Here is a 26,437-nt window from a genome sequence, read left to right on the forward strand (position 1 = left end):
GCCCGGAACGGCTTCACGACATCATTCCAATGCAGGCCCTATAATTCGGCGTTCTGCGTAAAAGGACTGTCAGCTCCGTGAGCCCCACTCCTACCGAGACACTGCTGGAACTTCGCGACGTCGACTTTGGCTACGGCGACCGCCTCGTCCTGTCCAACCTGAACCTGCGCTTCGGGCGTGGGCAGGTTGTTGCGGTCATGGGCGGGTCGGGTTGCGGCAAGACGACCGTGCTGCGCCTGATCGGCGGCCTCGTGCGTGCGCGCCGCGGCCAGGTGCTGTTCGACGGCGCCGATGTCGGCGCGCAGACGCGCGACGGCCTGTACGCGCTGCGCCGCAAGATGGGCATGCTGTTCCAGTTCGGCGCGTTGTTCACCGACATGTCGGTGTTCGAGAACGTCGCGTTCGCGCTGCGCGAGCACACCGACCTGCCCGAAGACCTGATCCGCGACCTCGTGCTGATGAAGCTCAACGCGGTCGGGCTGCGCGGCGCGCGCGACCTGATGCCGTCCGAGGTGTCGGGCGGGATGGCGCGCCGTATCGCGCTGGCACGCGCGATCGCGCTCGATCCGCAGCTCATCATGTACGACGAGCCGTTCGCGGGCCTCGATCCGATCTCGCTCGGCATCACCGCGAACCTGATCCGCACGCTGAACCAGGCGCTGGGGGCCACGTCGATCCTCGTCACGCACGACGTGCCGGAATCGTTCGCGATCGCCGACTACGTGTATTTCCTGGCCAACGGCGGCGTGCTCGCGCAGGGCACGCCCGATGAGTTGCGCGCGTCGACCGATCCGAGCGTGCGGCAGTTCATCGACGGCGCGCCGGACGGCCCGTTCAAATTTCATTACACGAGCCCGCCGCTCGCAGCGGATTTCGGCCTCGGCGGAGGGCGCGCATGATCAGCGCGATCGGACGTTACGTCATCGGCGGCCTCGAACGCGCGGGCTACGGCACGCGGCTGTTCGTGCGCCTCGTGCTGGAATTCTTCCCGCTGCTGCGCCGGCCGCGGCTGGTCACGAAGCAGATCCACTTCCTCGGCAACTATTCGTTCGTGATCATTGCCGTGTCGGGGCTGTTCGTCGGCTTCGTGCTCGGCCTGCAGGGCTATTACACGCTGAACCGCTACGGTTCCGAGCAGGCGCTCGGCCTGCTGGTCGCGCTGTCGCTCGTGCGTGAGCTCGGGCCGGTCGTCACCGCGCTGCTGTTCGCGGGGCGTGCAGGCACGTCGCTCACGGCCGAGATCGGCCTGATGAAAGCCGGCGAACAGCTCACCGCGCTCGAGATGATGGCGGTGGACCCGATCAAGAACGTGATCGCGCCGCGCATGTGGGCGGGCATCATCGCGATGCCGCTGCTGGCGGCGATCTTCAACGCGGTCGGCGTGCTCGGCGGTTACTTCGTCGGCGTCGTGCTGATCGGCGTCGATCCGGGCGCGTTCTGGTCGCAGATGCAGGGCGGCGTGCAGGTGTGGGCCGACGTCGGCAACGGCGTGATCAAGAGCATCGTGTTCGGGTTCGCCGTGACCTTCATTGCGCTGTATCAAGGGTATGAAGCGAAGCCCACGCCCGAGGGCGTGTCGCGCGCGACCACCAAGACGGTCGTGTTCGCGTCGCTCGCCGTACTCGGTCTCGATTTCCTGCTGACCGCGCTGATGTTCAGCTAAGCCTCAGCCAAGCCAAATTTTGGGATGACGATGAAAAAGACTGCTCTCGACTTCTGGGTCGGCCTGTTCGTGGTGGTGGGCTTCCTTGCGGTGCTGTTCCTGGCGCTCAAGGTCGGCAACATGAGCTCGCTGTCGTTTCAGCCGACCTATTCGGTGAGGATGAAATTCGACAATATCGGCGGGCTGAAGCCGCGCGCGGCCGTGAAGAGCGCGGGCGTCGTGGTCGGCCGCGTGAAGTCGATCGGCTTCGACACGAACACGTACCAGGCACTCGTCACGATCGATGTCGACGGCCAGTATCAGTTCCCGAAGGATTCGTCGGCGAAGATCCTGACGTCGGGCCTGCTCGGCGAGCAATATATCGGCCTGGATCCGGGCGGTGACACCGAAATGCTGAAGTCGGGCGATACGATCACGATGACGCAATCGGCGATCGTGCTCGAGAACCTGATCGGCCAGTTCCTGTACAGCAAGGCCGCCGATGCGGGCGGTGCGAAGCCGGCCGCCGGCGCATCGGCCGCCGCGCCCGCACCGGTGGCGGTGCCGGCGTCGGCGGTGTCCGGTTCGGCCGGCCAATAACCACACGAGAGAAAACAAGAGGGAATGACCATGCAGACGATCCGCATCAGGCAGGCCGCGCTGGCGGTAGCGGCAGTCGCCGCGTTGAGCGGCTGCGCGACCGTGCAGACGCCGACCAAGGGCGATCCGCTCGAAGGCTTCAACCGGTCGATGTACAAGTTCAACGACACGGTCGACACGTACGCGCTGAAGCCGGTCGCGAAGGGCTACCAGTACGTGGTGCCGCAGCCGGTGCGCGACAGCGTGACGAACTTCTTCTCGAACATCGGCGACGTCTACATCGCGGCGAACAACATCGTGCAGTTGCGGATTGCCGACGGCGTCGGCGACATCATGCGCGTCGTGATCAACACGGTGTTCGGCGTCGGCGGCCTGTTCGACGTCGCGACGATCGCGAAGCTGCCGAAGCACACGGCCGACTTCGGGATCACGATGGGCCGCTACGGCATGCCGTCGGGCCCGTACCTCGTGCTGCCGCTGCTCGGCCCGAGCACGCTGCGCGACACGGCGGGCCTGGGCGTCGACTACGTCGGCAACCCGCTCACGTACGTGAAACCGGATGGCCTGAGCTGGGGCCTGTTCGGCGTGAACCTCGTCAACACGCGCTCGAACCTGCTCGGCGCGGGCGACGTGCTGGATGCCGCGGCGCTCGACAAGTATTCGTTCGTCCGTAACGCTTACCTGCAACGCCGCCAGATGCTGATCAGCAACGCGCGCGGCGAGGCGGCCGCGACGTCGAGCAACGATGCGCTGCCGAAGTACGATCTGCCGGAAGACGGCGCGGCCCCGGCGGTAGCCGGCGCGGCCGGTGCGGCGGGCGCAGCGGCGGTGGGCGGTGCGACGGCGCCGGCAGGCGCATCGGGCGCGGCGGTGGCCGCGCCGGCTTCGGGCACGGCCGAATCGCCGAACCCGGCCAGCGAAACGAACGTGCCGGCGATGCAGGTGGCGCCGCCGTCGCCGGGCGGGTTCCGCTTCCCGAGCATCCGGCTGCACTGACGGATTTACATTCGTTACAGCCGGAAACGATTCAGTCGGTAGCGTATGCGAACTTGCGCGTAAGCTACCTGCTCCAACCTTCGCATCGACTCATTCATGCAGGCCACTATGATGAAAAAACTGTTCCTGATCCCCGTTTTCGCGGCGCTGTTCTCGTTCGGCAGCGCAGCCCACGCGCAAGTCGACCAGTCGAACCCGCAGGCGCTGATCAAGACGGCGACGCAGCAGGTGCTCGACGAAGTCAAGCAGCAGACGATCAAGCAGGGGGACACCAACCGCATCATTTCGATCGTCAACAAGGACATCCTGCCGTACACCGATTTCCGCCGCACCACGCAGCTCGCGATGGGCCGCAACTGGCGCACGGCCACGGCCGACCAGCAACAGCAGGTTCAGGAGCAGTTCAAGCTGTTGCTGATTCGTACGTACTCGGGTGCGCTGGCGCAGCTGAAGCCGGATCAGCAGATCCAGTACCCGCCGTTCCGTGCCGATCCGGCCGATACCGATGTCGTGGTCAAGACGGTCGCGATGAACAACGGCCAGCCGGTTCAGATCGATTACCGCCTGTACAAGACGGCGAATGGCTGGAAGGTGTATGACCTGAACGTGCTCGGCGCGTGGCTGATCCAGACGTACCAGCAGCAGTTCAACGAGAAGATCCAGCAAAGCGGCGTGGAAGGCCTGATCCAGTTCCTCACGCAGCGCAACCAGCAACTTGCCGCCGGCAAGCAAGCGTCGTGAGCGGCTTCGAAGCCGGCTCCTCGCTGACCGTCGCGAGCGCGAAGTCCGCGCTCGCGGACGGTCTTGCGCGCATCGGCGCGGGCGCGACCGCCGTCGATTGCGCGGCGCTGACGCAGTTCGATTCGTCCGCGCTCGCCGTGCTGCTCGCATGGCAACGTGCCGCCAAGGCGCGCGGCGCGACCCTCGACATCCACAATCTCCCCCCGAAGCTCGCCAGCCTCGCGCGCGCGTACGGCGTCGACGCGCTCATCGACGGCACCGGGCGACATTGACCCTGTCCGACCGGAGCCTGCCGCGCCGCCCGGCGCGCGCAAGCTTCAGGCCGCGTGCCTCCGGCACCGGCTCCCCCAGCCGGTTTGCCCTATAATCAAGCGTTTTGCGGGGCAGCCAATCGGCGTCCGGCCCCCATTTTCATACGCAGCAAGCACAGAATAGGCGTCGCGGCCCTGGCGTCGCGCACAGTCATGTCAGCCATAGAAATCCGTCACGTCAAGAAGCGCTACAAGTCGCTTCAGGCGCTCAAGGGCGTCAGCCTGTCGGTCGAGGAGGGCGAGTTTTTCGGTCTGCTCGGCCCCAACGGCGCAGGCAAGACCACGCTCATCAGTATCCTCGCCGGGCTCGCCCGGGCCGACGAAGGCAGTATCTCGGTGCGCGGTCACGACGTCGTCAAGGACTTCCGTGGCGCGCGCCGTGCACTCGGCGTCGTGCCGCAGGAACTCGTGTTCGATCCGTTCTTCACCGTCCGCGAGACGCTGCGGATCCAGTCCGGCTATTTCGGGCTGCGCCGCAACGACGACTGGATCGACGAAGTGATGGCCAATCTCGACCTCACCGAGAAGGCCGACGCGAACATGCGCGCGCTGTCGGGCGGGATGAAGCGTCGCGTGCTGGTCGCGCAGGCGCTCGTGCACCGGCCGCCCGTGATCGTGCTCGACGAACCGACCGCCGGTGTCGACGTCGAATTGCGCCAGACGCTGTGGAAATTCATCTCGCGCCTGAACCGAGAAGGCCACACGATCGTGCTGACCACCCATTACCTCGAGGAAGCCGAGTCGCTGTGCGACCGCATCGCGATGCTGCGCCGTGGCGAAGTGGTCGCGCTCGACCGCACCGACGCGCTGCTTCGCCGCTTCGCGGGGCTGCAGCTCTACCTGCGCCTCGCGACCGGCGCGCTGCCGTCCGAGCTGCGCGGGCTGGAGTCCGACCCGGCCGCCCGCGCGCCGGGCGAGCATCTGCTGCGCCTGACGAGCTATGACGATGTCGAACGCATCCTCGCGCAGTGCCGCGCGGCGGGCTGCACGTTCGACGAGATCGAGGTCCGCAAGGCCGACCTCGAGGATGTGTTCGTCCAGGTGATGAACGGGGCCGACGTCATCGAGGGTCTGGCATGAGCGGGTTTCAAACGCTGTTCTACAAGGAACTGCTGCGTTTCTGGAAAGTGTCGTTCCAGACGGTGTGCGCACCGATCGTCACGGCGCTGCTGTATCTGACGATTTTCGGTCATGCGCTGTCGGGCCGCGTCGAGGTCTATCCGGGCGTCGAGTACGTGAGCTTTCTCGTGCCGGGCCTCGTGATGATGAGCGTGCTGCAGAACGCGTTCGCGAACAGCTCGTCGTCGCTGATCCAGTCGAAGATCACCGGCAACCTCGTGTTCATGCTGCTGCCGCCGCTGTCGTACCGCGACATCTTCGGCGCGTATGTGCTTGCGTCCGTGGTGCGCGGCCTCGCCGTCGGCGCGGGCGTGTTCGTCGTGACGATCTGGTTTATCCCGATGCATTTCGCGGCGCCGCTGTTCATCATTGCGTTCGCGTTGCTCGGCTCGGCGATCCTCGGCACGCTCGGCCTGATCGCCGGGATCTGGGCCGAGAAGTTCGACCAGCTCGCCGCGTTCCAGAACTTCCTGATCATGCCGCTGACGTTCCTGTCCGGCGTGTTCTATTCGACGCACTCGCTGCCGCCCGTGTGGCGCGAGATCTCGCGTCTCAATCCGTTTTTCTACATGATCGACGGCTTCCGTTTCGGGTTCTTCGGCGCGTCCGACATCAACCCGTTCGCGAGCCTCGCGATCGTCACCGGTTTCTTCGTGCTGCTCGCGCTGATCGCGATGCGGCTGCTCGCGACCGGCTACAAACTGCGTCATTGATATCGACAGGCAGCGGCCGCCATCCGGGCGGCGCGCGCCGACAGGAGCCTTACACCATGTTGCCGACTCCCGAACAGGTCAAGCAATACATCGCCGGCGGTCTCGCCTGCACGCATCTGGAAGTCGAAGGCGACGGCCAGCATTTCTTCGCGACGATCGTGTCGGCGGCCTTCGAAGGCAAGCGCCCGATCCAGCGGCACCAGCTCGTCTATGCGGCGCTCGGCGATCGCATGAAACAGGAAATTCACGCGCTCAGCATGAAGACGCTGACGCCCGCCGAATGGCAGAACGCATAAACGGAAATCACTGAGTGCAAGTCACCGTCAACGAGCGCGACGCCGTCCAGAGCGTCGCCACGGCACACCCGGCCGCCAACGGGGAAGCGCATGGCCATGGGATGGACAAGCTCGTGATCGAAGGCGGCCACCGCCTGTCGGGCGAGATCGTCGTGTCGGGCGCGAAGAATGCCGCGCTGCCGATCCTGTGCGCGGGGCTGCTCACCGGTGACCCGGTCGATCTCGACAACGTGCCGAATCTCAAGGACGTGCGGACCACGCTGAAGGTGCTGAACCAGATGGGCGTGAAGAGCGAGACCGACGGCTGCCGCGTGCGGCTCGACGCGTCGCGCGTCGACAACCTCGTCGCGCCGTACGAGCTCGTGAAGACGATGCGCGCGTCGATCCTCGTGCTCGGGCCGCTGCTCGCGCGCTTCGGCGAGGCGAAGGTGTCCCTGCCGGGCGGCTGCGCGATCGGCGCGCGTCCGGTCGACCAGCACATCAAGGGCCTGCAGGCGATGGGCGCCGAGATCAGCATCGAGCACGGCTTCATCGAAGCCCGCGCGAAGCGCCTGAAGGGTGCGCGCATCGTGACCGACATGATCACGGTGACGGGCACGGAAAACCTGCTGATGGCCGCGACGCTCGCCGACGGCGAGACGGTGATCGAAAACGCCGCGCGCGAGCCGGAAGTGAGCGATCTCGCACACTTGCTGGTCGCGATGGGCGCGAAAATCGATGGCATCGGCACCGATCGCCTCGTGATCCAGGGCGTCGAGCGGCTGCACGGCGCGCGCCACTCGGTGATCCCCGACCGCATCGAGGCCGGCACGTTCCTGTGCGCGGTCGCGGCGGCTGGCGGCGACGTGATGCTGACGGGCGTGCGCCCGCACATCCTCGACGCGGTGATCGACAAGCTGCGCGAAGCCGGCGTGTCGATCGAGGAAGGCGACAGCTGGCTGCGCGTGAAGATGGACCGCCGCCCGTCGGCGGTGACGATCCGCACGTCGGAATACCCGGCGTTCCCGACCGACATGCAGGCGCAGTTCATGGCCCTCAATACGGTCGCGACGGGCACCGCGCAAGTCGTCGAAACCATTTTCGAGAACCGTTTCATGCACGTGCAGGAGCTGAACCGGCTCGGCGCGAACATCACGATCGACGGTAACACCGCGCTCGTGACGGGGGTCGAGAAGCTGTCGGGCGCGAACGTGATGGCGACCGACCTGCGCGCGTCGGCGAGCCTCGTGATCGCCGGGCTGCGTGCCGACGGCGAAACGCTGGTCGACCGCATCTATCATCTGGACCGCGGCTACGACCGCATGGAAGCCAAACTGACCGCCGTCGGCGCGAACGTGCGCCGCCTTTCCGGGAGCCAAGCATGACCGCGCCGCTGACCCTTGCCCTGTCGAAGGGCCGGATTTTCGAGGAAACCCTGCCGCTGCTGGCCGCGGCCGGCGTGCAGGTGACCGAGGATCCGGAAACGTCGCGCAAGCTGATCCTGCCGACGACGAACCCCGACCTGCGCGTGATCATCGTGCGCGCGAGCGACGTGCCGACCTATGTCGAATACGGCGCGGCCGATTTCGGCGTGGCCGGCAAGGACGTGCTGGTCGAGCACGGCGGCTCGGGCCTGTACCAGCCGATCGATCTGAACATTGCGCGCTGCCGGATGTCGGTGGCCGTATCGGCCGGTTTCGACTACGCGAGCGCGGTGCGCCAGGGCGCGCGGCTGCGCGTCGCGACGAAGTACGTCGAAACCGCCCGCGAACACTTTGCCGCGAAGGGCGTGCACGTCGACCTGATCAAGCTGTACGGCTCGATGGAGCTGGCGCCGCTGGTCGGGCTGGCCGATGCGATCGTCGACCTCGTCAGCTCGGGCGGCACGCTGAAGGCGAACAATCTGGTCGAGGTCGAGGAGATCATGGCGATCTCGTCGCGCCTCGTCGTGAACCAGGCTGCGCTGAAGTTGAAGCGCACGGCGCTCAAGCCGATCCTCGACGCGTTCGAACGCGCGTCGCAGAATGGCGGTTGAGCGCATCACCGTAACGGAACTCCCATGTCCATCACCATCCGCAAGCTCGATTCGACGAGCGAAGGCTTCGGCGCCGAGCTGCGCGCGCTGCTCGCATTCGAGGCGAGCGAAGACGCGGCGATCGAGCAATCGGTCGCGCAGATCCTCGCCGACGTGAAGTCGCGCGGCGACGCCGCGGTGCTCGAGTACACGAACCGCTTCGACCGGCTGAGCGCGGCGAGCGTCGCCGCGCTGGAGCTGCCGCAGGACGCGCTGCAGACGGCGCTCGACGGCCTCGCGCCGAAGGCGCGCGCGGCGCTGGAAGCCGCTGCCGCGCGGGTGCGTGCGTACCACGAGAAGCAGAAGATCGAGTGCGGCACGCATAGCTGGCAATACACGGAAAGCGACGGCACGGTGCTCGGCCAGAAGATCACGCCGCTCGACCGCGTCGGCCTGTACGTGCCGGGCGGCAAGGCCGCGTATCCGTCGTCGGTGCTGATGAATGCGATTCCCGCGCGCGTCGCGGGCGTCGGCGAGATCGTGATGGTCGTGCCGACGCCGGACGGCGTGAAGAACGACCTCGTGCTCGCCGCGGCGCTGCTCGGCGGCGTCGATCGCGTGTTCACGATCGGCGGTGCGCAGGCGGTCGGCGCGCTCGCCTACGGCACGGCGACGGTGCCGGCCGTCGACAAGATCTGCGGCCCCGGCAATGCGTACGTCGCGTCGGCGAAGCGCCGCGTGTTCGGCACGGTCGGTATCGACATGATCGCCGGGCCGTCCGAAATCCTCGTACTGTGCGACGGCACGACCGATCCGAACTGGGTCGCGATGGACCTGTTCTCGCAGGCCGAGCACGACGAACTCGCGCAATCGATCCTGCTGTGCCCGGACGGTGCGTTCCTCGAGCGCGTCGCAAAGGCGATCGACGAGCTGCTGCCGTCGATGCCGCGCCAGGACGTGATCCGCGCGTCGCTCGAAGGCCGTGGCGCGCTGATCAAGGTGCGCGACATGGCCGAGGCTTGCCGGATCGCGAACGACATCGCGCCCGAGCACCTGGAAATTTCCGCGCTGGAGCCGCAGCAATGGGGCCAGCAGATCCGCCATGCGGGCGCGATCTTCCTCGGCCGCTACACGAGCGAGAGCCTTGGCGACTACTGCGCGGGCCCGAACCACGTGCTGCCGACGTCGCGCACCGCGCGTTTCTCGTCGCCGCTCGGCGTGTACGACTTCATCAAGCGCTCGAGCGTGATCGAGGTCAGCGCGGAAGGCGCGCAGACGCTCGGCGAGATCGCGTCCGAGCTCGCGTACGGCGAGGGGCTGCAGGCGCACGCGAAGAGCGCCGAGTTCCGGATGAAGAACTGACCGCACGCTGCACGGGGCCGCGGCCGGCGCTGACGTGCCGCCCGGCCTGCCCCGGTAGGCCGGGGCAGGAGACACCTGTGCAGGGCGGCAACCGCCGCTTTGCCGACCCATTGACGCCGGCGCGACGTACGCCGGCTTGAGACCATGACGACGCCACAAGACATCATCCGCCGCGACGTGCTCGCGATGACGAGCTACCCGGTGCCCGACGCGAGCGGGTTCGTGAAACTCGACGCGATGGAGAACCCGTACCCGCTGCCCGAACCGCTCGCCGCGGCGCTTGGCGAGCGTCTCGCGCAGGTCGCGCTGAACCGCTACCCGGCGCCGCGCCCGGCCGCGCTGCTCGACAAGCTGCGCCATGTGATGGGCGTGCCGGCCGGCTGCGACGTGCTGCTGGGCAACGGCTCGGACGAAATCATCAGCATGATGTCGATGGCCTGTGCGAAGCCGGGCGCGAAGGTGCTCGCGCCGGTGCCGGGCTTCGTGATGTACGAACTGTCCGCGAAGCTCGCGCAGCTCGAATTCGTCGGCGTGCCGTTGAAGGCCGACCTGACGCTCGACGTCGACGCGATGCTCGCGGCGATTGCCGAGCATCGTCCGGCGCTCGTCTATCTCGCGTACCCGAACAACCCGACCGGCACGCTGTACGACGATGCCGATATCGAACGGATCGTCGCGGCCGCGCGGCACAGCCTGGTCGTGATCGACGAGGCGTACCAGCCGTTCGCGGTGCGCTCGTGGCTGCCGCGCGCCGCCGAATTCGACAACGTCGTCGTGATGCGCACGGTGTCGAAGCTCGGCCTCGCGGGCATCCGCCTCGGCTATCTGGTCGGTTCGCCCGCGTGGCTGACCGAATTCGACAAGGTGCGCCCGCCGTACAACATCAACGTGCTGACCCAGGCGACCGCCGATTTCCTGCTCGACCACCTCGACGTGCTCGACGCGCAGGCGGCCGACCTGCGAGCGGAACGCACGCGTCTCGCCCAGGAAGTGGCCGCGCTGCCGGGCACGACGGTGTTCCCGAGCGCGGGCAATTTCCTGCTGGTGCGCGTGCCGGACGCGGCCGCCGTGTTCGACGCGCTGCTCACCGAGCGGGTGTTGGTCAAAAACGTGAGTAAAATGCATCCGTTGCTGGCTGAATGCGTGCGGCTGACCGTCGGTTCTCCCGACGAAAACGCGCGCCTGCTGGCCGCTTTGAAACTCGCGCTGCCCGGTTGAGCCTCTGGGCGCCGCAGCGCGAAACGATCAATCCCCATTTACATCGACTCAGTCAAGGAATTGCCATGCGTGTGGCGGAAGTCGTTCGCAATACCAGCGAAACGCAGATCCGTGTGAAGCTCAATCTCGACGGCACGGGCCAGCAGAAGCTGGCCACCGGCGTGCCGTTCCTCGACCATATGCTCGACCAGATCGCGCGACACGGTCTGGTCGATCTCGAGGTTGAAGCGCATGGCGATACGCATATCGACGACCACCACACGGTCGAGGATGTCGGCATCACGCTCGGCCAGGCCGTCGCGAAGGCGATCGGCGACCGCAAGGGCATCCGCCGCTATGGCCATTCGTACGTGCCGCTCGACGAGGCGCTGTCGCGCGTCGTGATCGATTTCTCCGGCCGGCCGGGCCTCGAATTCCACGTGCCGTTCACGCGGGCGCGGATCGGCACGTTCGACGTCGACCTGTCGATCGAATTCTTCCGCGGTTTCGTGAACCACGCGGGCGTCACGCTGCACATCGATAACCTGCGCGGGATCAACGCGCACCATCAGCTCGAAACGGTGTTCAAGGCCTTCGGCCGTGCGCTGCGCGCGGCGGTGGAGCTGGACGAACGTGCGGCGGGGCAGATCCCGTCGACGAAGGGCAGTCTCTGAACCTGAACTGACCGGACGGCGCGTCAAGGACAACCTCACGGCTTCGGCGCGCGGCGCCGGCTTGCGATGGATCTGCTCAAATCGTTCATCTCGCTGCTGGCGCTGATCAACCCGGTCGGCGCAGTGCCGTTCTTCCTGAGCCTGACGGCGCAGCAGACGGATGCCGAGCGGCGGCGCACGATCCGGATCGCGTCGGTGTCGGTGTTCTGCGTGATCACGGTGACGACGCTGCTCGGGCAGCAGATCATCGACTTCTTCGGCATTTCGGTCGGGTCGCTCGAAGTGGGCGGCGGGATCATCATGCTGCTGATGGCGATCAACATGCTGAACGCGCAGATCGGCAACACGCGATCGACGCCGGAGGAGCGCCACGAGGCCGAGCTGAAGGACAACATCGCGGTCGTGCCGCTGGCGATTCCGCTGCTCACGGGCCCCGGCTCGATCAGCACGGTGATCATCTATGCGGCGAACTCGCATCACTGGTATGAGCGGGCCGGGCTGGTCGCGATCGGCGCGGTCCTGGCTTTTCTGTGTTTCGTCGCGATGCGGCTCGCCGAGCCGATCGCGAACTGGATCGGCCGCACGGGCATCAACATCGCCACGCGGCTGATGGGTCTGATGCTGTCGGCGCTGGCGGTGGAATTCATCGTCAATGGACTGAGGGCGCTACTGCCTGCACTGAGATGAAAACTTCGATTGCGATTGTGGATTATGGGATGGGCAACCTGCGCTCGGTCGCGCAGGCGCTCAAGAAGGCCGAACCGGCCGCCGACGTGGCGATCGTCGACACGCCGGCCGCGATCCGCGCGGCCGACCGTGTCGTGCTGCCCGGCCAGGGCGCGATGCCCGACTGCATGCGCAGCCTCGGCGAATCGGGCCTGCAGGAGGCCGTGATCGAGGCCTCGCGCACCAAGCCGCTGCTCGGCGTGTGCGTCGGCGAGCAGATGCTGTTCGACTGGAGCGCGGAAGGCGACACCAAGGGCCTCGGCCTGTTGCCCGGCAAGGTCGTGCGTTTCGCGCTCGACGGCCGCCTGCAGGACGACGGCTCGCGCTTCAAGGTGCCGCAGATGGGCTGGAACCGCGTGCGCCAGTCGCAGCCGCACCCGCTGTGGGACGGCGTGCCCGACGACGCGTATTTCTACTTCGTGCACAGTTATTACGTCACGCCGGACAACCCGGCGCATACGGTTGGCGAAACGGCCTACGGCGCGCCGTTTACGTCCGCGGTCGCGCGGGACAACCTCTTCGCGACCCAATTCCACCCCGAGAAAAGCGCGGAGGTCGGGTTGCGTCTGTATCGCAACTTCGTACACTGGAAACCGTGAAACGTGGTGCGCGAGCCACAGTCGATCTGGCCGAACGGCCTGTCGCACGGCGCGCTCGCGCCTAAGCGCCGAAAGAGTTGTACTAAACTAGCGAGACGGCGCGGTACCGGATTGGCCGGTACGCGCCGGATTCTTTTCTTTTTCCACGACGACACCCGATTGCTATGTTGCTGATTCCGGCCATCGACCTCAAAGACGGTCAGTGTGTGCGCCTCAAACAGGGCGATATGGACCAGGCCACGATTTTTTCCGAGGACCCGGCGGCGATGGCCCGCAAGTGGGTCGATCTCGGCGCCCGGCGGCTCCATCTCGTCGACCTGAACGGCGCATTCGCCGGCAAGCCGAAGAATCTCGAGGCGATCGAAGCGATCCTCGACGAGGTCGGCGATGAAATTCCCGTCCAGCTCGGCGGCGGCATCCGCAGCCTCGAGACGATCGAGAAGTATCTCGACGCCGGCCTGTCCTACGTGATCATCGGTACGGCCGCGGTGAAGAACCCCGGCTTCCTGCAGGACGCATGCACCGCGTTCTCCGGCAACATCATCGTCGGCCTGGACGCGAAGGACGGCAAGGTCGCGACCGACGGCTGGAGCAAGCTGACCGGCCACGAAGTGATCGACCTTGCGCGCAAGTTCGAGGACTACGGCGTCGAATCGATCGTCTACACGGACATCGGCCGCGACGGGATGCTGCAGGGCATCAACATCGAGGCGACCGTGAAGCTCGCGCAGGCAGTCGGCATCCCCGTGATCGCCAGCGGCGGCCTGTCGAACCTCACGGACATCGAGAACCTGTGCGAAGTCGAGGAGCACGGCGTCGAAGGCGTGATCTGCGGCCGTGCGATCTACTCCGGCGATCTCGATTTCGCGGCCGCGCAAAAGCGCGCGGACGAACTGAACGGCGAACTCGACAACGCGTAAGCGCGGTTGTCCCGCTCGCCGGGGCTGCCTGCAGGCGGCCCCGACCGGAAGCCTCGCGCGAGGCTTTCCGCAACCGGCCGTCCCATCGCGGCATTTGGCGCAACATCATGGCTCTAGCTAAACGCATCATCCCCTGCCTGGACGTGACTGCCGGGCGTGTCGTCAAGGGCGTCAACTTCGTCGAGCTGCGCGATGCCGGCGATCCCGTCGAAATCGCCCGCCGCTACGACGACCAGGGCGCCGACGAACTGACGTTCCTCGACATCACCGCGACGTCCGACCAGCGCGACCTGATCCTGCCGATCATCGAAGCCGTCGCGTCGCAGGTCTTCATTCCGCTGACCGTCGGCGGCGGCGTGCGCGCCGTCGAGGACGTGCGGCGCCTGCTGAACGCGGGCGCGGACAAGGTCAGCATGAATTCGTCGGCGGTCGCGAACCCGCAGCTCGTGCGCGACGCGGCCGACAAGTACGGCTCGCAGTGCATCGTCGTCGCGATCGACGCGAAGCGCGTGTCGGCCGATGGCGAGACGCCGCGCTGGGAAGTCTTTACGCACGGCGGCCGCAAGAATACGGGCCTCGACGCGATCGAATGGGCGCGCAAGATGGCCGAGCTCGGCGCGGGCGAGATCCTGCTCACGAGCATGGACCGCGACGGCACCAAGTCGGGCTTCGACCTCGCGCTCACGCGCGGCGTGTCGGACGCGGTGCCGGTGCCGGTGATCGCATCGGGCGGTGTCGGCTCGCTGCAGCACCTGGCCGACGGCATCAAGGACGGCCGCGCCGACGCGGTGCTGGCCGCGAGTATCTTCCACTACGGCGAGCACACGGTCGGCGAGGCGAAGCGCTTCATGGCCGACCAGGGCATCCCGGTGAGGCTGTGATGAATACGGAATCGAATGCATTGCCCGCGTGGCTCGACAAGGTCCGCTGGGACGACAACGGCCTCGTGCCGGTGATCGCGCAGGAAGCGTCGACGAACGACGTGCTGATGTTCGCGTGGATGAACCGCGAGGCACTGGCGAAGACGATCGAGACGCAGCGCGCGGTCTACTATTCGCGCTCGCGCAAGCGCCTGTGGTTCAAGGGCGAGGAGTCGGGCCACGTGCAGCACGTGCACGAGGTGCGGCTCGACTGCGACGAGGATGTCGTGCTGCTGAAGGTCGAGCAGGTGTCGGGCATCGCGTGCCACACCGGCCGGCATTCGTGCTTCTTCCAGAAATTCGAAGGCACCGTCGACAGCGGCGACTGGGTCGCGGTCGAACCGGTGCTGAAAGATCCCGAACACATCTACAAATGACGCAATCGACCGAAGACACGCTGCTGCGCCTCGCGGCCGTGATCGATAGCCGCAAGGGCGGCGATCCCGATCAATCGTACGTATCGCGCCTGTTCCACAAGGGCGACGACGCGGTGCTGAAGAAGATCGGCGAAGAGGCGACGGAAGTCGTGCTGGCCGCGAAGGACGTGCGCCAGGGCGGCGCGCCGACCGCGCTCGTCGGCGAGGTGGCCGACCTGTGGTTCCACTGCCTCGTGATGCTGTCGCATTTCGACCTGAGCCCGGCCGACGTGATCGCCGAGCTCGAGCGCCGCGAAGGGCTGTCGGGTATCGAGGAGAAGGCCCTGCGCAAGCGTCGCGAGCGCGAGGAAAACGGCGGTTGACAGGCCCTTGTCGCGGGATGGCCACAGTGCGGTAAGCTGTAAGAATTGTCATCTAACGGGGGTAGCATCATGACCGATACGCCAAGCCAGTTTCCGCCGCCGTCGGTGCCAGGGGGCGCGGACGCCGAGCGCCTGAACGGGCTGCGCACGCTGACTCACGTGCTCTACGGCCTCTATGCGTTTCATTGGCTGACGGGCGGCGTCACGGGCATCATCGCGATCATCATCAACTACGTGAAGCGCGACGATGTGGCCGGTACGCCGTATGCGGCCCACTTCGAGTGGCAGATCCGCACGTTCTGGCGCGCGCTGATCGCCTATGTGATCGGGTTCGCGCTGATGTTCGTGGTGGTCGGATTCGCAGTGATGTTTGTCACATGGATCTGGACGCTGTACCGTATCATCAAGGGTTGGCTGTACCTGAACGACAACAAGCCGCTCGATCCGCAGGCCTGGTTCTGACCGGCCGCGCTTGGGCGTCTGCAGGAGCAACATGAGTCACGATCCGAATTGCCTGTTCTGCAAGATCGCGGCAGGCGAGATCCCGAGCACGAAGGTGCACGAGGATGACGAATTCGTCGCGTTCCGCGACATCCGCCCGGCGGCCGAGACACACGTGCTCGTGATTCCGCGCCAGCATCTGCCGACGCTGTCGGCGGCGAGCGACGCCGATGCACCGATGCTCGGCCGGCTGATGCTGCTCGTCTCGCGTCTCGCCGGCCAGCTCGGCGTCGCATATACGGGCGGCGAAACCGGTTTCCGTACGGTGATCAACACGGGCCCGGGCGGCGGGCAGGAGGTCTACCACCTGCACGCGCATATCCTGGCCGGCCCGCGCCCCTGGCAGCGGATGGGTTGACGGCGCGGGGCGTTTCCCCGCATCGATGGTCGAAGCCGGCGCGTTGCCGGCGATTTACGCCGCATCGCGGCGTGGTTGAGGAGAGGTTTCATCATGGGTGGATTGAGCATTTGGCACTGGCTGATCGTGCTGCTGATCGTCGCGCTGGTTTTCGGTACGAAGAAGCTGCGCAACATCGGCAACGATCTCGGCAGCGCCGTGAAGGGTTTCAAGGACGGCATGAAGGACGGCGAAGCACCGGCGGACGCGCAGCAACTGCCGCGTGCGGGCTCGGTCGACGTCAACGCGAAGGAAACGACGCGTTCCGACTCGAACAAGGCGTAACGCCGGTACGCTGACAGGCATTCGCGATGCTGGATCTCGGTCTTTCGAAGATGGCGCTGATCGGCGTCGTCGCGCTCGTGGTGCTCGGCCCCGAGCGCCTGCCGCGCGTTGCGCGCACGGCAGGCGCGCTGTTCGGCCGTGCGCAGCGGTACATCAACGACGTGAAGGCCGAGGTCTCGCGCGAAATCGAACTCGACGCGTTGCGCACGATGAAGACCGATTTCGAGGCGGCCGCGCGCAATGTCGAGACGACGATTCACGACAACCTGCGTGAGCACGAGAAGGACCTGAACGACACGTGGCATTCCGCGGTCGGCGGTCTCAACGAAGCGGCGGGCGACGCCGGTTCGATCGGTTCCGGCATGCCTGCCACGCCGTCGTGGCGCGGCAGTACGGCCGCGCTCGCGCCGAAGCGCCGCAACTGGCGCGTCAAGCAGGCGGCTGCGCCTGCCTGGTACAAGCGCGCGACCACCCGCCGTACGCACGTGCAGTCGGGCGCCGCGCGTGTCGCGCGCCACCAGCCGGCCAGCCTGCGCCGGCCGACGCGCTTCTTCTGAGCCGAGCGCATGCTCGCTCGTCAATCCTACCGAGGGCCGGTGTGAGCGACCCCCAGCAGAACCCGGGCGACGCCCCGGAAGAAACCTTCATTTCCCATCTCGTCGAGCTTCGCGATCGCATCATTCGCGCGGGCGCGGCCGTGATCGTCGTGTTCCTCGGGCTCGTCTACTGGGCGCCCGACATCTTCCGGCTGCTCGCGCGGCCGCTGATGGAGAACCTGCCGAAGGACGGCAAGATGATCGTCACCGACGTCACCGGCTCGTTCTTCGTGCCGATGAAGGTCACGATGCTCGTCGCGCTCGTGATCGCGCTGCCGATCGTGCTGTACCAGATCTGGGCGTTCGTCGCGCCCGGCCTGTACCAGCACGAGAAGAAGCTCGTTGCGCCGCTCGTCGGCAGCAGTTACCTGCTGTTCCTGTGCGGGATGGCGTTCGCGTACTTCCTCGTGTTTCCGACGATCTTCCGCGTGATGGCGCACTACAACGCGCCGCTCGGCGCGGAAATGACCACCGACATCGACAACTACCTGAGCTTCGTGCTCGGGATGTTCATTGCGTTCGGGGTCACGTTCGAGGTGCCGATCGTCGTCGTGCTGCTCGTCCGGATGGGCGTGCTGTCGCTGAAGAAGTTGAAGGAGATGCGTCCGTACGTGATCGTCGGCGCGTTCGTCGTCGCGGCGGTCGTCACGCCGCCGGACGTGTTCTCGCAACTGATGCTCGCCTTGCCGCTGGTCGTGCTGTTCGAAATCGGGCTGCTGGCGGCGCGGTTCTTCGTGCCGAAGAAGCCGGCCGAGGAAGGCGAGGCGGAGAACGGCGAAGCCGCCAGTTGACGGCAGCGCACCGGGCGGCGCGCGGGTAGCCGGACTTCCGGGCGCCGGGCTTGAGCGAAACCCGGTGGCGTAGTCGGTCGGTAAGCGGAGGGCGGGGCCATCTGCCCGGCAACAAGGGTCTTTCGAGACAAAGCAAAAGGGCAGCCAACCGGCTGCCCTTTGTCATTTCCCGACGGTGTTCGGGGCATGCGGCCGCGCGCCGCTCGCCCGACGTCACTCGGTATCGCTGTCCTGTTCGTCGAGCGCCTGCTTCGGCGGCGGCGGGCGCTTGCCGATCACCACGTTCAGGTCGAACGCCTTGCCCTTGCGCACGACGTGCACCTTGGTCGCCGTGCCGGGCTTGATTTGCGCGACGGTGTTCAGCAGCTTCGTGGTGTCGGTGATCTCGTCGCCGTTGACCGAGATCAGGATGTCGCCCGGCTTGATGCCGGCCTTGTCGGCCGGGCCGCCCTGCAGCACGCCGGCGACGATCGCGCCCGATTTCTGCGTCAGCCCGAACGACTCGGCGATCTCCGGCGTGACGTCTTGCGGCTCGACGCCGATCCAGCCGCGCGTGACCGAGCCCGTCGTGATGATGCTTTCCAGCACCGTGCGCGCGGTCGACACGGGGATCGCGAAGCCGATGCCGAGCGAGCCGCCCGAACGCGAGTAGATCGCGGTGTTGATGCCGAGCAGGTTGCCGTTCACGTCGACCAGCGCGCCGCCCGAGTTGCCGGGGTTGATCGGCGCATCGGTCTGGATGAAGTTCTCGAACGTGTTGATGCCGAGGTGGTTGCGGCCCAGCGCGCTGATGATCCCCATCGTGACCGTCTGGCCGACGCCGAACGGGTTGCCGATCGCGAGCACGACGTCGCCGACCCGCGACTGGTCGGAGCGGCCGAGCGTGATCGTCGGCAGGTTCGTCATGTTGATCTTCAGCACGGCGAGATCGGTTTCGGGATCGCTGCCGATCACCTTCGCGGTGGCCGTGCGGCCGTCGGCGAGCGCGACTTCGATCTGGTCGGCGCCGTCCACGACGTGCTGGTTCGTTAGAATGTAACCTTCAGGGCTCACGATAACGCCCGAGCCAAGGTTGGCTGCCGGTTCGTCCTGCTGCTTGCGGGCGTTGCGGTCGCCGAAGAAGTAGCGGAACAGCGGATCTTTCGCGCGCGGGTCGGGCGGCAGCGAGCCGTCCTTGCTGGAGAACACGTTGACGACGGCCGGCATCGCCTTTTGCGCGGCTTCGGCGTACGACGTGGTCGCCGGTGCGCCGCCGATGCCCGGCGCGACTTCCCGCAGCGCGACGATCGGCGTCGCGAGCTGCTTGCCGAGCTGTCCTTGCCGTTGCAGCCATTGCGGCTTGAGCGTCACGACGATGAACATCAGCGCGAGCAGCACGGTAACCGCCTGCGCGAAGAACAGCCAGAAGCGTCTAAGCATCTGAATGGATTAGAGGTTTATATGGATCGGATCGAACTTGAATTGTACTTGAACAATACCCTTGAAACCGCGCGCTTCAAGGACTATTGCCCGAATGGCCTCCAGGTCGAGGGGCGTCGCAAGATCGACAAGATCGCGACCGGCGTGACGGCGTCGGTCGCGTTTCTCGAAGCCGCGCTCGAATGGGGGGCAGATGCCGTGCTGGTCCATCACGGCTATTTCTGGCGCAACGAGCCGCCGCAGATCACGGGCCGCAGGTACCAGCGCCTGAAGCTGCTGCTCGCGAACGACCTGAACCTGTTCGCGTTCCACCTGCCGCTCGACGCGCATCCCGAATTCGGCAACAACGCGCAGCTCGGCGACCGGCTCGGCCTGATCGGCGAGCAGCGGTTCGGCGAAGGCGACCTCGGCTGGATGGCGACGCTGCCGATGCCCGTCACGCTCGAGCACTTCGTCGCGAAGGTCGAGCGCACGCTTGGCCGCACGCCGCTCGTACTCGGCGATCCGGACATGCAGCTGCGCCGCATCGCGTGGTGCACGGGCGCCGCGCAAAGCTATTTCGACGCGGCGATCGACGCCGGCGCGGACGTGTTCCTGACCGGCGAGGTGTCCGAATACGTGACGCATACGGCGGCCGAGAGCGGTGTCGCGTTCGTTGCGGCAGGGCACCATGCGACCGAGCGCTACGGAATCCAGGCACTTGGCGCCCACTTGTCCGAAGAATTCGATATCGAACACCTTTTTATCGATATCCATAACCCGGTCTGAATGCCGGATTTGCGGCAGCGCATCGAAATTTCGCAATGTAGCAAACGCTTAAAAGAGAAATGATTTAATCGCTCCGATAGTGGGGGGAAACCCTTAACTATCAATCACTTCGAAGGGATTTTCATCTCCGGGCCTTGTAAATGGCGACTCCATTCGCGCAAACTAGCGGCGGAATGAAAAGTCGTGACGGAAAATCCAACTCAGAAGTGGGGCGTGTGATGCGAGACAAGGAAGAGAAACGCGTCGACAGCGGCCGCCGTACCTGGCTGATTGCGACATCCGTAGCAGGTGGCGTGGGAGGCGTAGCCACCGTCATACCTTTCGCGGCGTCGCTTGCGCCGTCCGCGAAAGCGAAAGCGGCCGGTGCACCGGTCGAAGTCGACATCAGCGGGCTGAAGCCTGGTGAAATGGTCACGGTGCCGTGGCGCGGCAAGCCGGTGTGGATCCTGAACCGCACCGACGCGATGCTGGCCGACGTGGTCAAGGCCGACAAGGAAGTGGCCGATCCGGCCACCGAAAAGCCTTATACGATGCCGTTGCCCGCGTATTGCGCGAACGAATATCGCGCGCGGGCCGATCGCAAGAACATTCTCGTCGTGATGGCCGTGTGTACGCACCTCGGCTGCACGCCAAGCCAACGCTTCACGCCGGGTCCGCAGCCGAACCTGCCGGACGACTGGCCGGGCGGTTTCCTCTGCCCGTGCCATGGTTCGACCTACGACCTCGCCGGCCGTGTGTTCAAGAACAAACCGGCGCCTCAGAATCTCGACATCCCGCCCTACATGTTCACGTCGGCAACGACCCTCGTGATCGGCAAGGACGAGAAAGGAGAAGCGTGATGGCCGACAACAAGGAAGTCTCCACGACAGGTCTCACCGGCTGGATCGATCAGCGCTTTCCGCTCACGTCCACCTGGAAGAAGCACGTTTCCGAGTACTACGCGCCGAAGAACTTCAACTTCTGGTACTTCTTCGGCTCCCTCGCGCTGCTGGTGCTGGTCAACCAGATCGTCACCGGCATCTTCCTGACGATGAACTACAAGCCCGACTCGACGCTCGCGTTCGCGTCGGTCGAGTACATCATGCGCGAGGTGCCGTGGGGCTGGCTGATCCGCTACATGCACTCCACGGGCGCGTCGATGTTCTTCGTGGTCGTCTACCTGCACATGTTCCGCGGGCTGCTCTACGGGTCGTACCGCAAGCCGCGCGAGCTGGTGTGGATCTTCGGCTGCGCGATCTTCCTGTGCCTGATGGCCGAGGCGTTCTTCGGCTACCTGCTGCCGTGGGGCCAGATGTCGTTCTGGGGCGCGCAGGTGATCGTGAACCTGTTCTCGGCGATCCCGTTCGTCGGCCCGGACCTGTCGCTGTGGATTCGCGGCGACTACGTCGTGTCGGACGTCACGCTGAACCGCTTCTTCGCGTTCCACGTGATCGCGATTCCGCTCGTGCTGGTCGGCCTCGTGATCGCGCACCTCGTCGCGCTGCACGAAGTGGGCTCGAACAACCCGGACGGTATCGAGATCAAGGCGAAGAAGGACGAGAACGGTATTCCGCTCGACGGCATCCCGTTCCACCCGTACTACTCGGTGCACGATTTCCTCGGCGTGTGCGGGTTCCTGATGGTGTTCGCGCTGATCGTGTTCTTCTCGCCGGAGATGGGCGGCTACTTCCTCGAGGCGAACAACTTCGTCCCGGCGAACCCGCTGCAGACGCCGCCCGAGATCGCGCCGGTCTGGTACTTCACCGCGTTCTACGCGATGCTGCGCGCGACCACCGACCCGTTCAAGATCGTGCTGATGATCGTGATCGCGCTGCTCGGCGTGCTCGCGCTGATCCGCGCGCGCGGCAAGTGGAAGGTCGGCCTGCCGGTGCTGGCCGCGGCGATCGTCGTGTTCATGTACCTGACGGAGTCGAAGTTCTGGGGCGTCGTCGTGATGGGTTCCGCGGTGGTCTCGCTGTTCTTCCTGCCGTGGCTCGACCGCAGCCCGGTGAAGTCGATCCGCTACCGGCCGCTGTTCCACAAGGTGTTCCTCGGGATCTTCGTCGTGGCGTTCCTGACCCTCGGGTTCCTCGGCACGCGGCCGCCATCGCCGGCTTCGACGCTGATCGCGCAGGCCTGTGCGCTGATCTACTTCGCGTTCTTCCTCGGCATGCCCGTCTGGACGCCGCTTGGCACGTTCAAGCAGCCGCCGGAGCGGGTGCGCTTCAAGCCCCATTAACGTGAGCGAGGAGAGAACGACATGAAGAAACTGCTTTCGACACTCGCGCTGATCGGGGCGACCGCGTGTGCGCTGCTGGTGGCGCCGGCGGTTCGGGCGGAAGGTAATTTTCCGCTCGACCGGGCGCCCGATAACACGGAAAATCTCGTTTCGCTTCAGCACGGCGCGCAATTGTTTGTAAACTATTGCCTGAACTGCCACAGCGCGAACCTGATGCGCTACAACCGTCTGACGGATCTGGGCATATCCCAGAAGGAGATCGAAAAGAATCTCCTGTTCACGACCGACAAGGTCGGCAACACGATGTCCGTCGCGATGCGGCCCGAAGACGCGAAGAACTGGCTCGGCACCTCGCCGCCCGACCTGTCGGTCGAGGAGCGCGCGCGCGGCCGCGACTGGCTGTATACGTATCTGCGGAGCTTCTACCGCGACGATACACGGCCGAGCGGCTGGAACAACGCGGTGTTCGAGAACGTCGGCATGCCTCATGTACTGTGGCAGCTGCAGGGGCAGCGCACCGCCAAATTCGAAGACAAGACGGACGAGGAGACGGGCGAGAAGGTCCATACGCTCGTCGGCTTCCAGCAGGTCACACCGGGGACACTGTCCGCGGTGGATTATGATTCTGCGGTTGCCGACCTGGTGGCGTACATGACCTGGATGTCCGAGCCGGCTCAGCAGACCCGCAAACGCCTCGGCGTATGGGTGCTGATCTTTCTCGGTATCCTGACTTTCCTGGCCTGGCGGCTCAATGCCGCGTACTGGAAAGATATCAAGTAATCACGCCTGACCGGCGTGGGGCCGGCGCAAGGTGGAACCCCGGAAGGGGCTCGCCGCGTGCCGGCCCTCGGCTTTTTTGAGGAAACGCAAACATGATGGTTCTGTATTCCGGCACAACTTGCCCGTTCTCCCAGCGTTGCCGGCTGGTGCTGTTCGAGAAGGGCATGGACTTCGAAATCCGTGACGTCGACCTGTTCAACAAGCCGGAAGACATTTCGGTGATGAACCCGTACGGTCAGGTGCCGATCCTGGTCGAGCGCGACCTGATCCTGTACGAATCGAACATCATCAACGAGTACATCGACGAGCGCTTCCCGCATCCGCAACTGATGCCGGCCGACCCCGTGCAGCGCGCACGTGCACGTCTGTTCCTGCTCAACTTCGAGAAGGAGCTGTTCGTCCACGTCAGCACGCTCGAGAACGAGAAGGGCAAGGCAGCGGAGAAGAACCACGAGAAGGCACGCCTCGCGATCCGCGATCGCCTGACGCAGCTCGCGCCGATCTTCGTGAAGAACAAGTACATGCTCGGCGAGGAATTCTCGATGCTCGACGTCGCGATCGCGCCGCTGCTGTGGCGTCTGGATCACTACGGTATCGAGCTGTCGAAGAACGCGGCGCCGCTGATGAAGTACGCCGAGCGGATCTTCAGCCGTCCGGCCTACATCGAAGCACTGACGCCGTCCGAAAAGGTCATGCGTCGTTGATGGTGCAATGAGTGCATGACGGAGAGGGCGGCGCGGCGTGCCGCGCCCCCGCTCCGGGTTCGAGGATTGTGATGCAAGAGATTTCAACGAAGCCTTATCTGCTGCGCGCGTTGTACGAGTGGTGCACCGATAACGGTTACACGCCGCATATCGCGGTGAGGGTCGACAACTCGACGCGCGTACCGCGTCAGTTCGTGCGTGACGGTGAGATCGTGCTCAACATCAGCTTCGAGGCGACGAGCCAGTTGCAGATGGGCAACGAGTGGATCGAGTTCACGGCCCGGTTCTCCGGGAAGGCGCACAAGATCGAGATTCCGGTTGCCAACGTGCTCGCGATCTATGCGCGCGAGAACGGGCAGGGCATGGCGTTCCAGGTCGATGCGGTTGCGGGTGAAGGCGCGGATTCGGGTGCGTTCGATGATGAAGCGGCGCAGACGGATGAGGCGCAGCGCGACGAATCGCCTGCGGTGTTGACGCCGGTGGCCGACAGCGGCGCGAACGAGGAGCCCTCCGAAGGCGCCGACGAACCGCCGAAAACCGACGGCGATGGCGACGGTTCAAAAGGTGGCAGCAGACCTCGCCTCAAGATCGTGAAATGAGGTAGAATCTCGCGCTACGCCGGCTTAGCTCATCTGGTAGAGCAGTTGATTTGTAATCATCAGGTGGCGGGTTCGAGTCCTGCAGCCGGCACCATATTGAACGAAGGGCCGGGAGGTTTTGCCTCCCGGCCCTTTGTCGTTTCAGCGTTCACTTTCCCGGCTCGCGGGTTGTCGCTCGTTCCGTGTGGCGACATATAGCTCGGTTCATCGTTTCGGCATTGAATGTAGCGGCACGTTCGTGGGCGAATGTTGCCGGCTTCATGACAGTCGGTCCGACTCGCCTCAATACGGGCGCGCCGTTCGTAGCGTTGAACGATCCACTTCGGCATGCAGAAGGCCTCAGAACGGAAGGGGTTCTTCGTGCCCGCCAGTTCTCTGGTTTGCGCAGGACCATTTGGCCAAGAGCATCGAGCTCGAGAAGAGCACAACGCAAGACCTCAATAACGCGTTTCACATTACCTTTGCCTAGAAAAAGAAAAATGCAGATCGTTAAGACGTGGTGCGTCACTGTCCTGGTTTCAGTGCTGGCCGGTGGCAGCGCTGCCGCATTTTCCCGACCGTCTGCGCAAGACTGCCTGACGCAAGCCGAGGTCCGGCAGATGGATCGCGACTTCTGGGCGACATTTCCGTCGCCGGACGGTTTCGCCGCGTACGCAGCGCCGAAGTTTTCGCTGGGTACCAACATCACGGAACTGTCGCGGTCGCTTGCGGCCACGACGAGCGGTCCGGCACGGGCGCGCGCCGTTGCCACATTCCTTGCGCAGCATCCGGACGTGTTCGGGACGTTCAAGAATGCGCATGACGCGGCCTATGTGTACTATCCCGGACGCGATCACAGTCCTGATGCCGTGCTTACGTCGTCAACGTTCCCTGTCGGGCAGTGCGTTTCCGAATTCAATTACTCGATCGATACAAGCCGTGCCCGGTGCGAGGCCGGGCAGCGCATTCGCGCATACAGTCTGTCGTTCATCAAGGACAAGGGACGCGTGATGCTGCAAACAGGTGTGCTCGGGCTCGACGCCTGCAATTGAACCGCGCGCCAGCGAACGGCATGGCTGCAGTGTCATCCTGGTTCAGCGCATGGAGGCAGATACCATCACATCTGCCTGAACAACCCCGCATACGCCCGACTGACCGGCAGCATCTCCCGCTGCCCATGCACGCGGATCCGCAACCGTCCCAACAGATCGCGCTCGACACGATCGATCGCTGCGTACGCAACGATCACGCCGCGATGCACCTGCGCGAACCGCGCCGGATCGAGTCGCTGCATCAGTTCCTTCAGCGGCGTGCGAATCACGAGCCGTTCGCCTGCCGTCACGATTTCCGTGTATTTCTCCGACGCCTGGAAGTACAGCACGTCGTCGACCGAGACGAGCCGCGTCGCATCCTTCACGCCCACCGTCAGCCAGCGGATCGGCGCCGCGTCCCGCGCTTGCGCCGCCTGCGCGAGCGCATCGGCCTGCGCAAGCGCCGGCCCGCCGCGCTGCAGCTTCGCGATACAGCGCAGCAGCCGCTCGTCGGTCACCGGTTTCAGCAGGTAGTCGACCGCCGCACGATCGAACGCGTCGACCGCGTATTCGTCGTAGGCCGTGACGAACACGACATGCACGTCGGGCGCGAGTGCCGCGAGCTTCAGCCCGTCGATGCCGGGCATCCGGATGTCGAGAAACGCGATGTCCGGGCGCGGCGACGCGTTCAGCGCAGCCAGCGCTTCGATGCCGTTGCGCGGCATCGCGACGATATCCAGCTCGGGCCAGAGCTGATCCAGCCGCTGTGCGAGGGAGGCGGACAGGTTCGGTTCGTCGTCGGCGATGAGAGCGGTCGGCAT

Annotated in this window: 34 protein-coding genes and 1 tRNA gene; 33 read left to right on the plus strand and 2 right to left on the minus strand. The window is 65.3% G+C overall.

The features are described 5' to 3' along the window. Positions 1 to 77 precede the first annotated feature (77 nt). The 25 genes from CFB47_RS01945 (at position 78) to tatC (ending at position 18,118) form a co-directional block, all read left to right on the plus strand. The gene (locus tag CFB47_RS01945; protein ID WP_006477138.1) at positions 78 to 899 is read left to right on the plus strand and encodes an ABC transporter ATP-binding protein; all 822 of its coding nucleotides are present in this window, start codon (positions 78 to 80) and stop codon (positions 897 to 899) included. Next, positions 896 to 1,663, plus strand: coding sequence for a lipid asymmetry maintenance ABC transporter permease subunit MlaE (gene mlaE / locus CFB47_RS01950; protein WP_006486220.1), 768 nt, complete (start codon positions 896 to 898; stop codon positions 1,661 to 1,663). Before CFB47_RS01945 ends, mlaE begins: the two co-directional genes overlap by 4 nt. A 24-nt stretch (positions 1,664 to 1,687) precedes the next feature. After that, the gene (mlaD, locus tag CFB47_RS01955; protein WP_089424332.1) at positions 1,688 to 2,242 is read left to right on the plus strand and encodes an outer membrane lipid asymmetry maintenance protein MlaD; all 555 of its coding nucleotides are present in this window, start codon (positions 1,688 to 1,690) and stop codon (positions 2,240 to 2,242) included. Positions 2,243 to 2,272: 30 nt separating this feature from the next. Further along, positions 2,273 to 3,238, plus strand: coding sequence for a VacJ family lipoprotein (locus CFB47_RS01960; protein WP_089461328.1), 966 nt, complete (start codon positions 2,273 to 2,275; stop codon positions 3,236 to 3,238). A gap of 111 nt (positions 3,239 to 3,349) precedes the next feature. Continuing rightward, positions 3,350 to 3,979, plus strand: a complete 630-nt coding sequence (locus CFB47_RS01965) for a phospholipid-binding protein MlaC (protein WP_089439148.1) — start codon at positions 3,350 to 3,352, stop codon at positions 3,977 to 3,979. Continuing rightward, the gene (locus CFB47_RS01970) at positions 3,976 to 4,251 is read left to right on the plus strand and encodes a lipid asymmetry maintenance protein MlaB (RefSeq protein WP_089424333.1); all 276 of its coding nucleotides are present in this window, start codon (positions 3,976 to 3,978) and stop codon (positions 4,249 to 4,251) included. The genes CFB47_RS01965 and CFB47_RS01970 overlap by 4 nt, the downstream gene beginning before the upstream one ends. A gap of 192 nt (positions 4,252 to 4,443) precedes the next feature. Next, complete coding sequence (locus tag CFB47_RS01975; protein ID WP_011350722.1) at positions 4,444 to 5,370, plus strand: ABC transporter ATP-binding protein; 927 nt, start codon at positions 4,444 to 4,446, stop codon at positions 5,368 to 5,370. Continuing rightward, positions 5,367 to 6,122: an ABC transporter permease gene (locus tag CFB47_RS01980; RefSeq protein ID WP_089460352.1), complete on the plus strand. Its 756-nt coding sequence runs from the start codon at positions 5,367 to 5,369 to the stop codon at positions 6,120 to 6,122. The genes CFB47_RS01975 and CFB47_RS01980 overlap by 4 nt, the downstream gene beginning before the upstream one ends. 56 nt (positions 6,123 to 6,178) lie before the next feature. Next, positions 6,179 to 6,418, plus strand: coding sequence for a BolA family protein (locus tag CFB47_RS01985; RefSeq protein ID WP_006477131.1), 240 nt, complete (start codon positions 6,179 to 6,181; stop codon positions 6,416 to 6,418). A gap of 14 nt (positions 6,419 to 6,432) precedes the next feature. Continuing rightward, entirely contained in the window at positions 6,433 to 7,782 is a 1,350-nt protein-coding gene (gene murA, locus CFB47_RS01990) for a UDP-N-acetylglucosamine 1-carboxyvinyltransferase (RefSeq protein ID WP_089439069.1), read from the plus strand. Then, a complete protein-coding gene (gene hisG, locus CFB47_RS01995; RefSeq protein WP_011350725.1) occupies positions 7,779 to 8,432 on the plus strand; it encodes an ATP phosphoribosyltransferase in 654 nt (217 codons plus the stop codon). The genes murA and hisG overlap by 4 nt, the downstream gene beginning before the upstream one ends. A 24-nt stretch (positions 8,433 to 8,456) precedes the next feature. Beyond that, positions 8,457 to 9,773 carry a histidinol dehydrogenase gene (hisD, locus tag CFB47_RS02000; protein ID WP_089460353.1) on the plus strand — a complete coding sequence of 439 codons (1,317 nt, stop codon included), beginning with the start codon at positions 8,457 to 8,459 and terminating at the stop codon, positions 9,771 to 9,773. A 144-nt stretch (positions 9,774 to 9,917) separates the two neighbouring features. Beyond that, positions 9,918 to 10,991 carry a histidinol-phosphate transaminase gene (gene hisC / locus CFB47_RS02005; protein ID WP_089455471.1) on the plus strand — a complete coding sequence of 358 codons (1,074 nt, stop codon included), beginning with the start codon at positions 9,918 to 9,920 and terminating at the stop codon, positions 10,989 to 10,991. A gap of 65 nt (positions 10,992 to 11,056) precedes the next feature. Continuing rightward, positions 11,057 to 11,644, plus strand: coding sequence for an imidazoleglycerol-phosphate dehydratase HisB (gene hisB / locus CFB47_RS02010; protein WP_011350728.1), 588 nt, complete (start codon positions 11,057 to 11,059; stop codon positions 11,642 to 11,644). 66 nt (positions 11,645 to 11,710) lie between these two features. After that, the gene (locus CFB47_RS02015; RefSeq protein ID WP_039366649.1) at positions 11,711 to 12,331 is read left to right on the plus strand and encodes a YchE family NAAT transporter; all 621 of its coding nucleotides are present in this window, start codon (positions 11,711 to 11,713) and stop codon (positions 12,329 to 12,331) included. Next, entirely contained in the window at positions 12,328 to 12,969 is a 642-nt protein-coding gene (gene hisH, locus CFB47_RS02020; RefSeq protein WP_089439072.1) for an imidazole glycerol phosphate synthase subunit HisH, read from the plus strand. The genes CFB47_RS02015 and hisH overlap by 4 nt, the downstream gene beginning before the upstream one ends. A gap of 164 nt (positions 12,970 to 13,133) precedes the next feature. Next, positions 13,134 to 13,889 carry a 1-(5-phosphoribosyl)-5-[(5-phosphoribosylamino)methylideneamino]imidazole-4-carboxamide isomerase gene (gene hisA, locus CFB47_RS02025; protein ID WP_039366646.1) on the plus strand — a complete coding sequence of 252 codons (756 nt, stop codon included), beginning with the start codon at positions 13,134 to 13,136 and terminating at the stop codon, positions 13,887 to 13,889. 107 nt (positions 13,890 to 13,996) lie between these two features. Next, positions 13,997 to 14,770, plus strand: coding sequence for an imidazole glycerol phosphate synthase subunit HisF (gene hisF / locus CFB47_RS02030; protein WP_011350732.1), 774 nt, complete (start codon positions 13,997 to 13,999; stop codon positions 14,768 to 14,770). Beyond that, positions 14,770 to 15,186 carry a phosphoribosyl-AMP cyclohydrolase gene (gene hisI / locus CFB47_RS02035; protein ID WP_089455474.1) on the plus strand — a complete coding sequence of 139 codons (417 nt, stop codon included), beginning with the start codon at positions 14,770 to 14,772 and terminating at the stop codon, positions 15,184 to 15,186. The genes hisF and hisI overlap by 1 nt, the downstream gene beginning before the upstream one ends. Continuing rightward, entirely contained in the window at positions 15,183 to 15,548 is a 366-nt protein-coding gene (locus CFB47_RS02040; protein ID WP_006485344.1) for a phosphoribosyl-ATP diphosphatase, read from the plus strand. Before hisI ends, CFB47_RS02040 begins: the two co-directional genes overlap by 4 nt. A gap of 69 nt (positions 15,549 to 15,617) precedes the next feature. Next, on the plus strand, positions 15,618 to 16,010 hold the full coding sequence (locus CFB47_RS02045) for a DUF4870 domain-containing protein (RefSeq protein ID WP_089460354.1): 393 nt from the start codon (positions 15,618 to 15,620) through the stop codon (positions 16,008 to 16,010). A 31-nt stretch (positions 16,011 to 16,041) separates the two neighbouring features. Continuing rightward, positions 16,042 to 16,407: a histidine triad nucleotide-binding protein gene (locus tag CFB47_RS02050; protein WP_059491979.1), complete on the plus strand. Its 366-nt coding sequence runs from the start codon at positions 16,042 to 16,044 to the stop codon at positions 16,405 to 16,407. Positions 16,408 to 16,500: 93 nt separating this feature from the next. Next, entirely contained in the window at positions 16,501 to 16,731 is a 231-nt protein-coding gene (tatA, locus tag CFB47_RS02055; RefSeq protein ID WP_089439073.1) for a Sec-independent protein translocase subunit TatA, read from the plus strand. A 26-nt stretch (positions 16,732 to 16,757) separates the two neighbouring features. After that, on the plus strand, positions 16,758 to 17,288 hold the full coding sequence (gene tatB, locus CFB47_RS02060) for a Sec-independent protein translocase protein TatB (protein ID WP_089439074.1): 531 nt from the start codon (positions 16,758 to 16,760) through the stop codon (positions 17,286 to 17,288). 41 nt (positions 17,289 to 17,329) lie between these two features. After that, positions 17,330 to 18,118 (plus strand): twin-arginine translocase subunit TatC, encoded by a 789-nt coding sequence (gene tatC, locus CFB47_RS02065; RefSeq protein ID WP_046544799.1) that lies wholly within the window; start codon positions 17,330 to 17,332, stop codon positions 18,116 to 18,118. Between the two features lie 213 nt (positions 18,119 to 18,331). Here the strand turns inward: tatC and CFB47_RS02070 are convergent, their stop codons facing one another. Further along, positions 18,332 to 19,537 carry a Do family serine endopeptidase gene (locus CFB47_RS02070; RefSeq protein ID WP_089424342.1) on the minus strand — a complete coding sequence of 402 codons (1,206 nt, stop codon included), beginning with the start codon at positions 19,535 to 19,537 and terminating at the stop codon, positions 18,332 to 18,334. A gap of 21 nt (positions 19,538 to 19,558) precedes the next feature. Here CFB47_RS02070 and CFB47_RS02075 point away from each other — a divergent pair, with 21 nt between their 5' ends. The 8 genes from CFB47_RS02075 to CFB47_RS02110 all read left to right on the plus strand — a co-directional run bounded on the left by CFB47_RS02075 (position 19,559) and on the right by CFB47_RS02110 (position 25,637). Continuing rightward, positions 19,559 to 20,305 carry a Nif3-like dinuclear metal center hexameric protein gene (locus CFB47_RS02075; RefSeq protein WP_089439076.1) on the plus strand — a complete coding sequence of 249 codons (747 nt, stop codon included), beginning with the start codon at positions 19,559 to 19,561 and terminating at the stop codon, positions 20,303 to 20,305. Positions 20,306 to 20,523: 218 nt separating this feature from the next. Beyond that, entirely contained in the window at positions 20,524 to 21,144 is a 621-nt protein-coding gene (petA, locus tag CFB47_RS02080) for a ubiquinol-cytochrome c reductase iron-sulfur subunit (protein ID WP_089439077.1), read from the plus strand. Continuing rightward, a complete protein-coding gene (locus CFB47_RS02085; RefSeq protein WP_089455476.1) occupies positions 21,141 to 22,523 on the plus strand; it encodes a cytochrome bc complex cytochrome b subunit in 1,383 nt (460 codons plus the stop codon). The genes petA and CFB47_RS02085 overlap by 4 nt, the downstream gene beginning before the upstream one ends. 21 nt (positions 22,524 to 22,544) lie before the next feature. Next, positions 22,545 to 23,303 carry a cytochrome c1 gene (locus tag CFB47_RS02090; RefSeq protein WP_089460355.1) on the plus strand — a complete coding sequence of 253 codons (759 nt, stop codon included), beginning with the start codon at positions 22,545 to 22,547 and terminating at the stop codon, positions 23,301 to 23,303. Positions 23,304 to 23,395: 92 nt separating this feature from the next. Continuing rightward, the gene (locus CFB47_RS02095; RefSeq protein ID WP_006400565.1) at positions 23,396 to 24,007 is read left to right on the plus strand and encodes a glutathione S-transferase N-terminal domain-containing protein; all 612 of its coding nucleotides are present in this window, start codon (positions 23,396 to 23,398) and stop codon (positions 24,005 to 24,007) included. Between the two features lie 71 nt (positions 24,008 to 24,078). After that, positions 24,079 to 24,606 carry a ClpXP protease specificity-enhancing factor gene (locus tag CFB47_RS02100; RefSeq protein WP_089439080.1) on the plus strand — a complete coding sequence of 176 codons (528 nt, stop codon included), beginning with the start codon at positions 24,079 to 24,081 and terminating at the stop codon, positions 24,604 to 24,606. An 18-nt stretch (positions 24,607 to 24,624) separates the two neighbouring features. Then, positions 24,625 to 24,700, plus strand: a tRNA-Thr gene (locus CFB47_RS02105). A 385-nt stretch (positions 24,701 to 25,085) separates the two neighbouring features. Beyond that, the gene (locus CFB47_RS02110) at positions 25,086 to 25,637 is read left to right on the plus strand and encodes a hypothetical protein (RefSeq protein WP_179249944.1); all 552 of its coding nucleotides are present in this window, start codon (positions 25,086 to 25,088) and stop codon (positions 25,635 to 25,637) included. Positions 25,638 to 25,702: 65 nt separating this feature from the next. Here CFB47_RS02110 and CFB47_RS02115 read toward each other — a convergent pair whose 3' ends face one another. Next, positions 25,703 to 26,437 (minus strand): LytTR family DNA-binding domain-containing protein, encoded by a 735-nt coding sequence (locus tag CFB47_RS02115; protein ID WP_089460356.1) that lies wholly within the window; start codon positions 26,435 to 26,437, stop codon positions 25,703 to 25,705.

It is taken from the genome of Burkholderia sp. AU27893 (assembly GCF_002223205.1).
Lineage (GTDB): Bacteria > Pseudomonadota > Gammaproteobacteria > Burkholderiales > Burkholderiaceae > Burkholderia.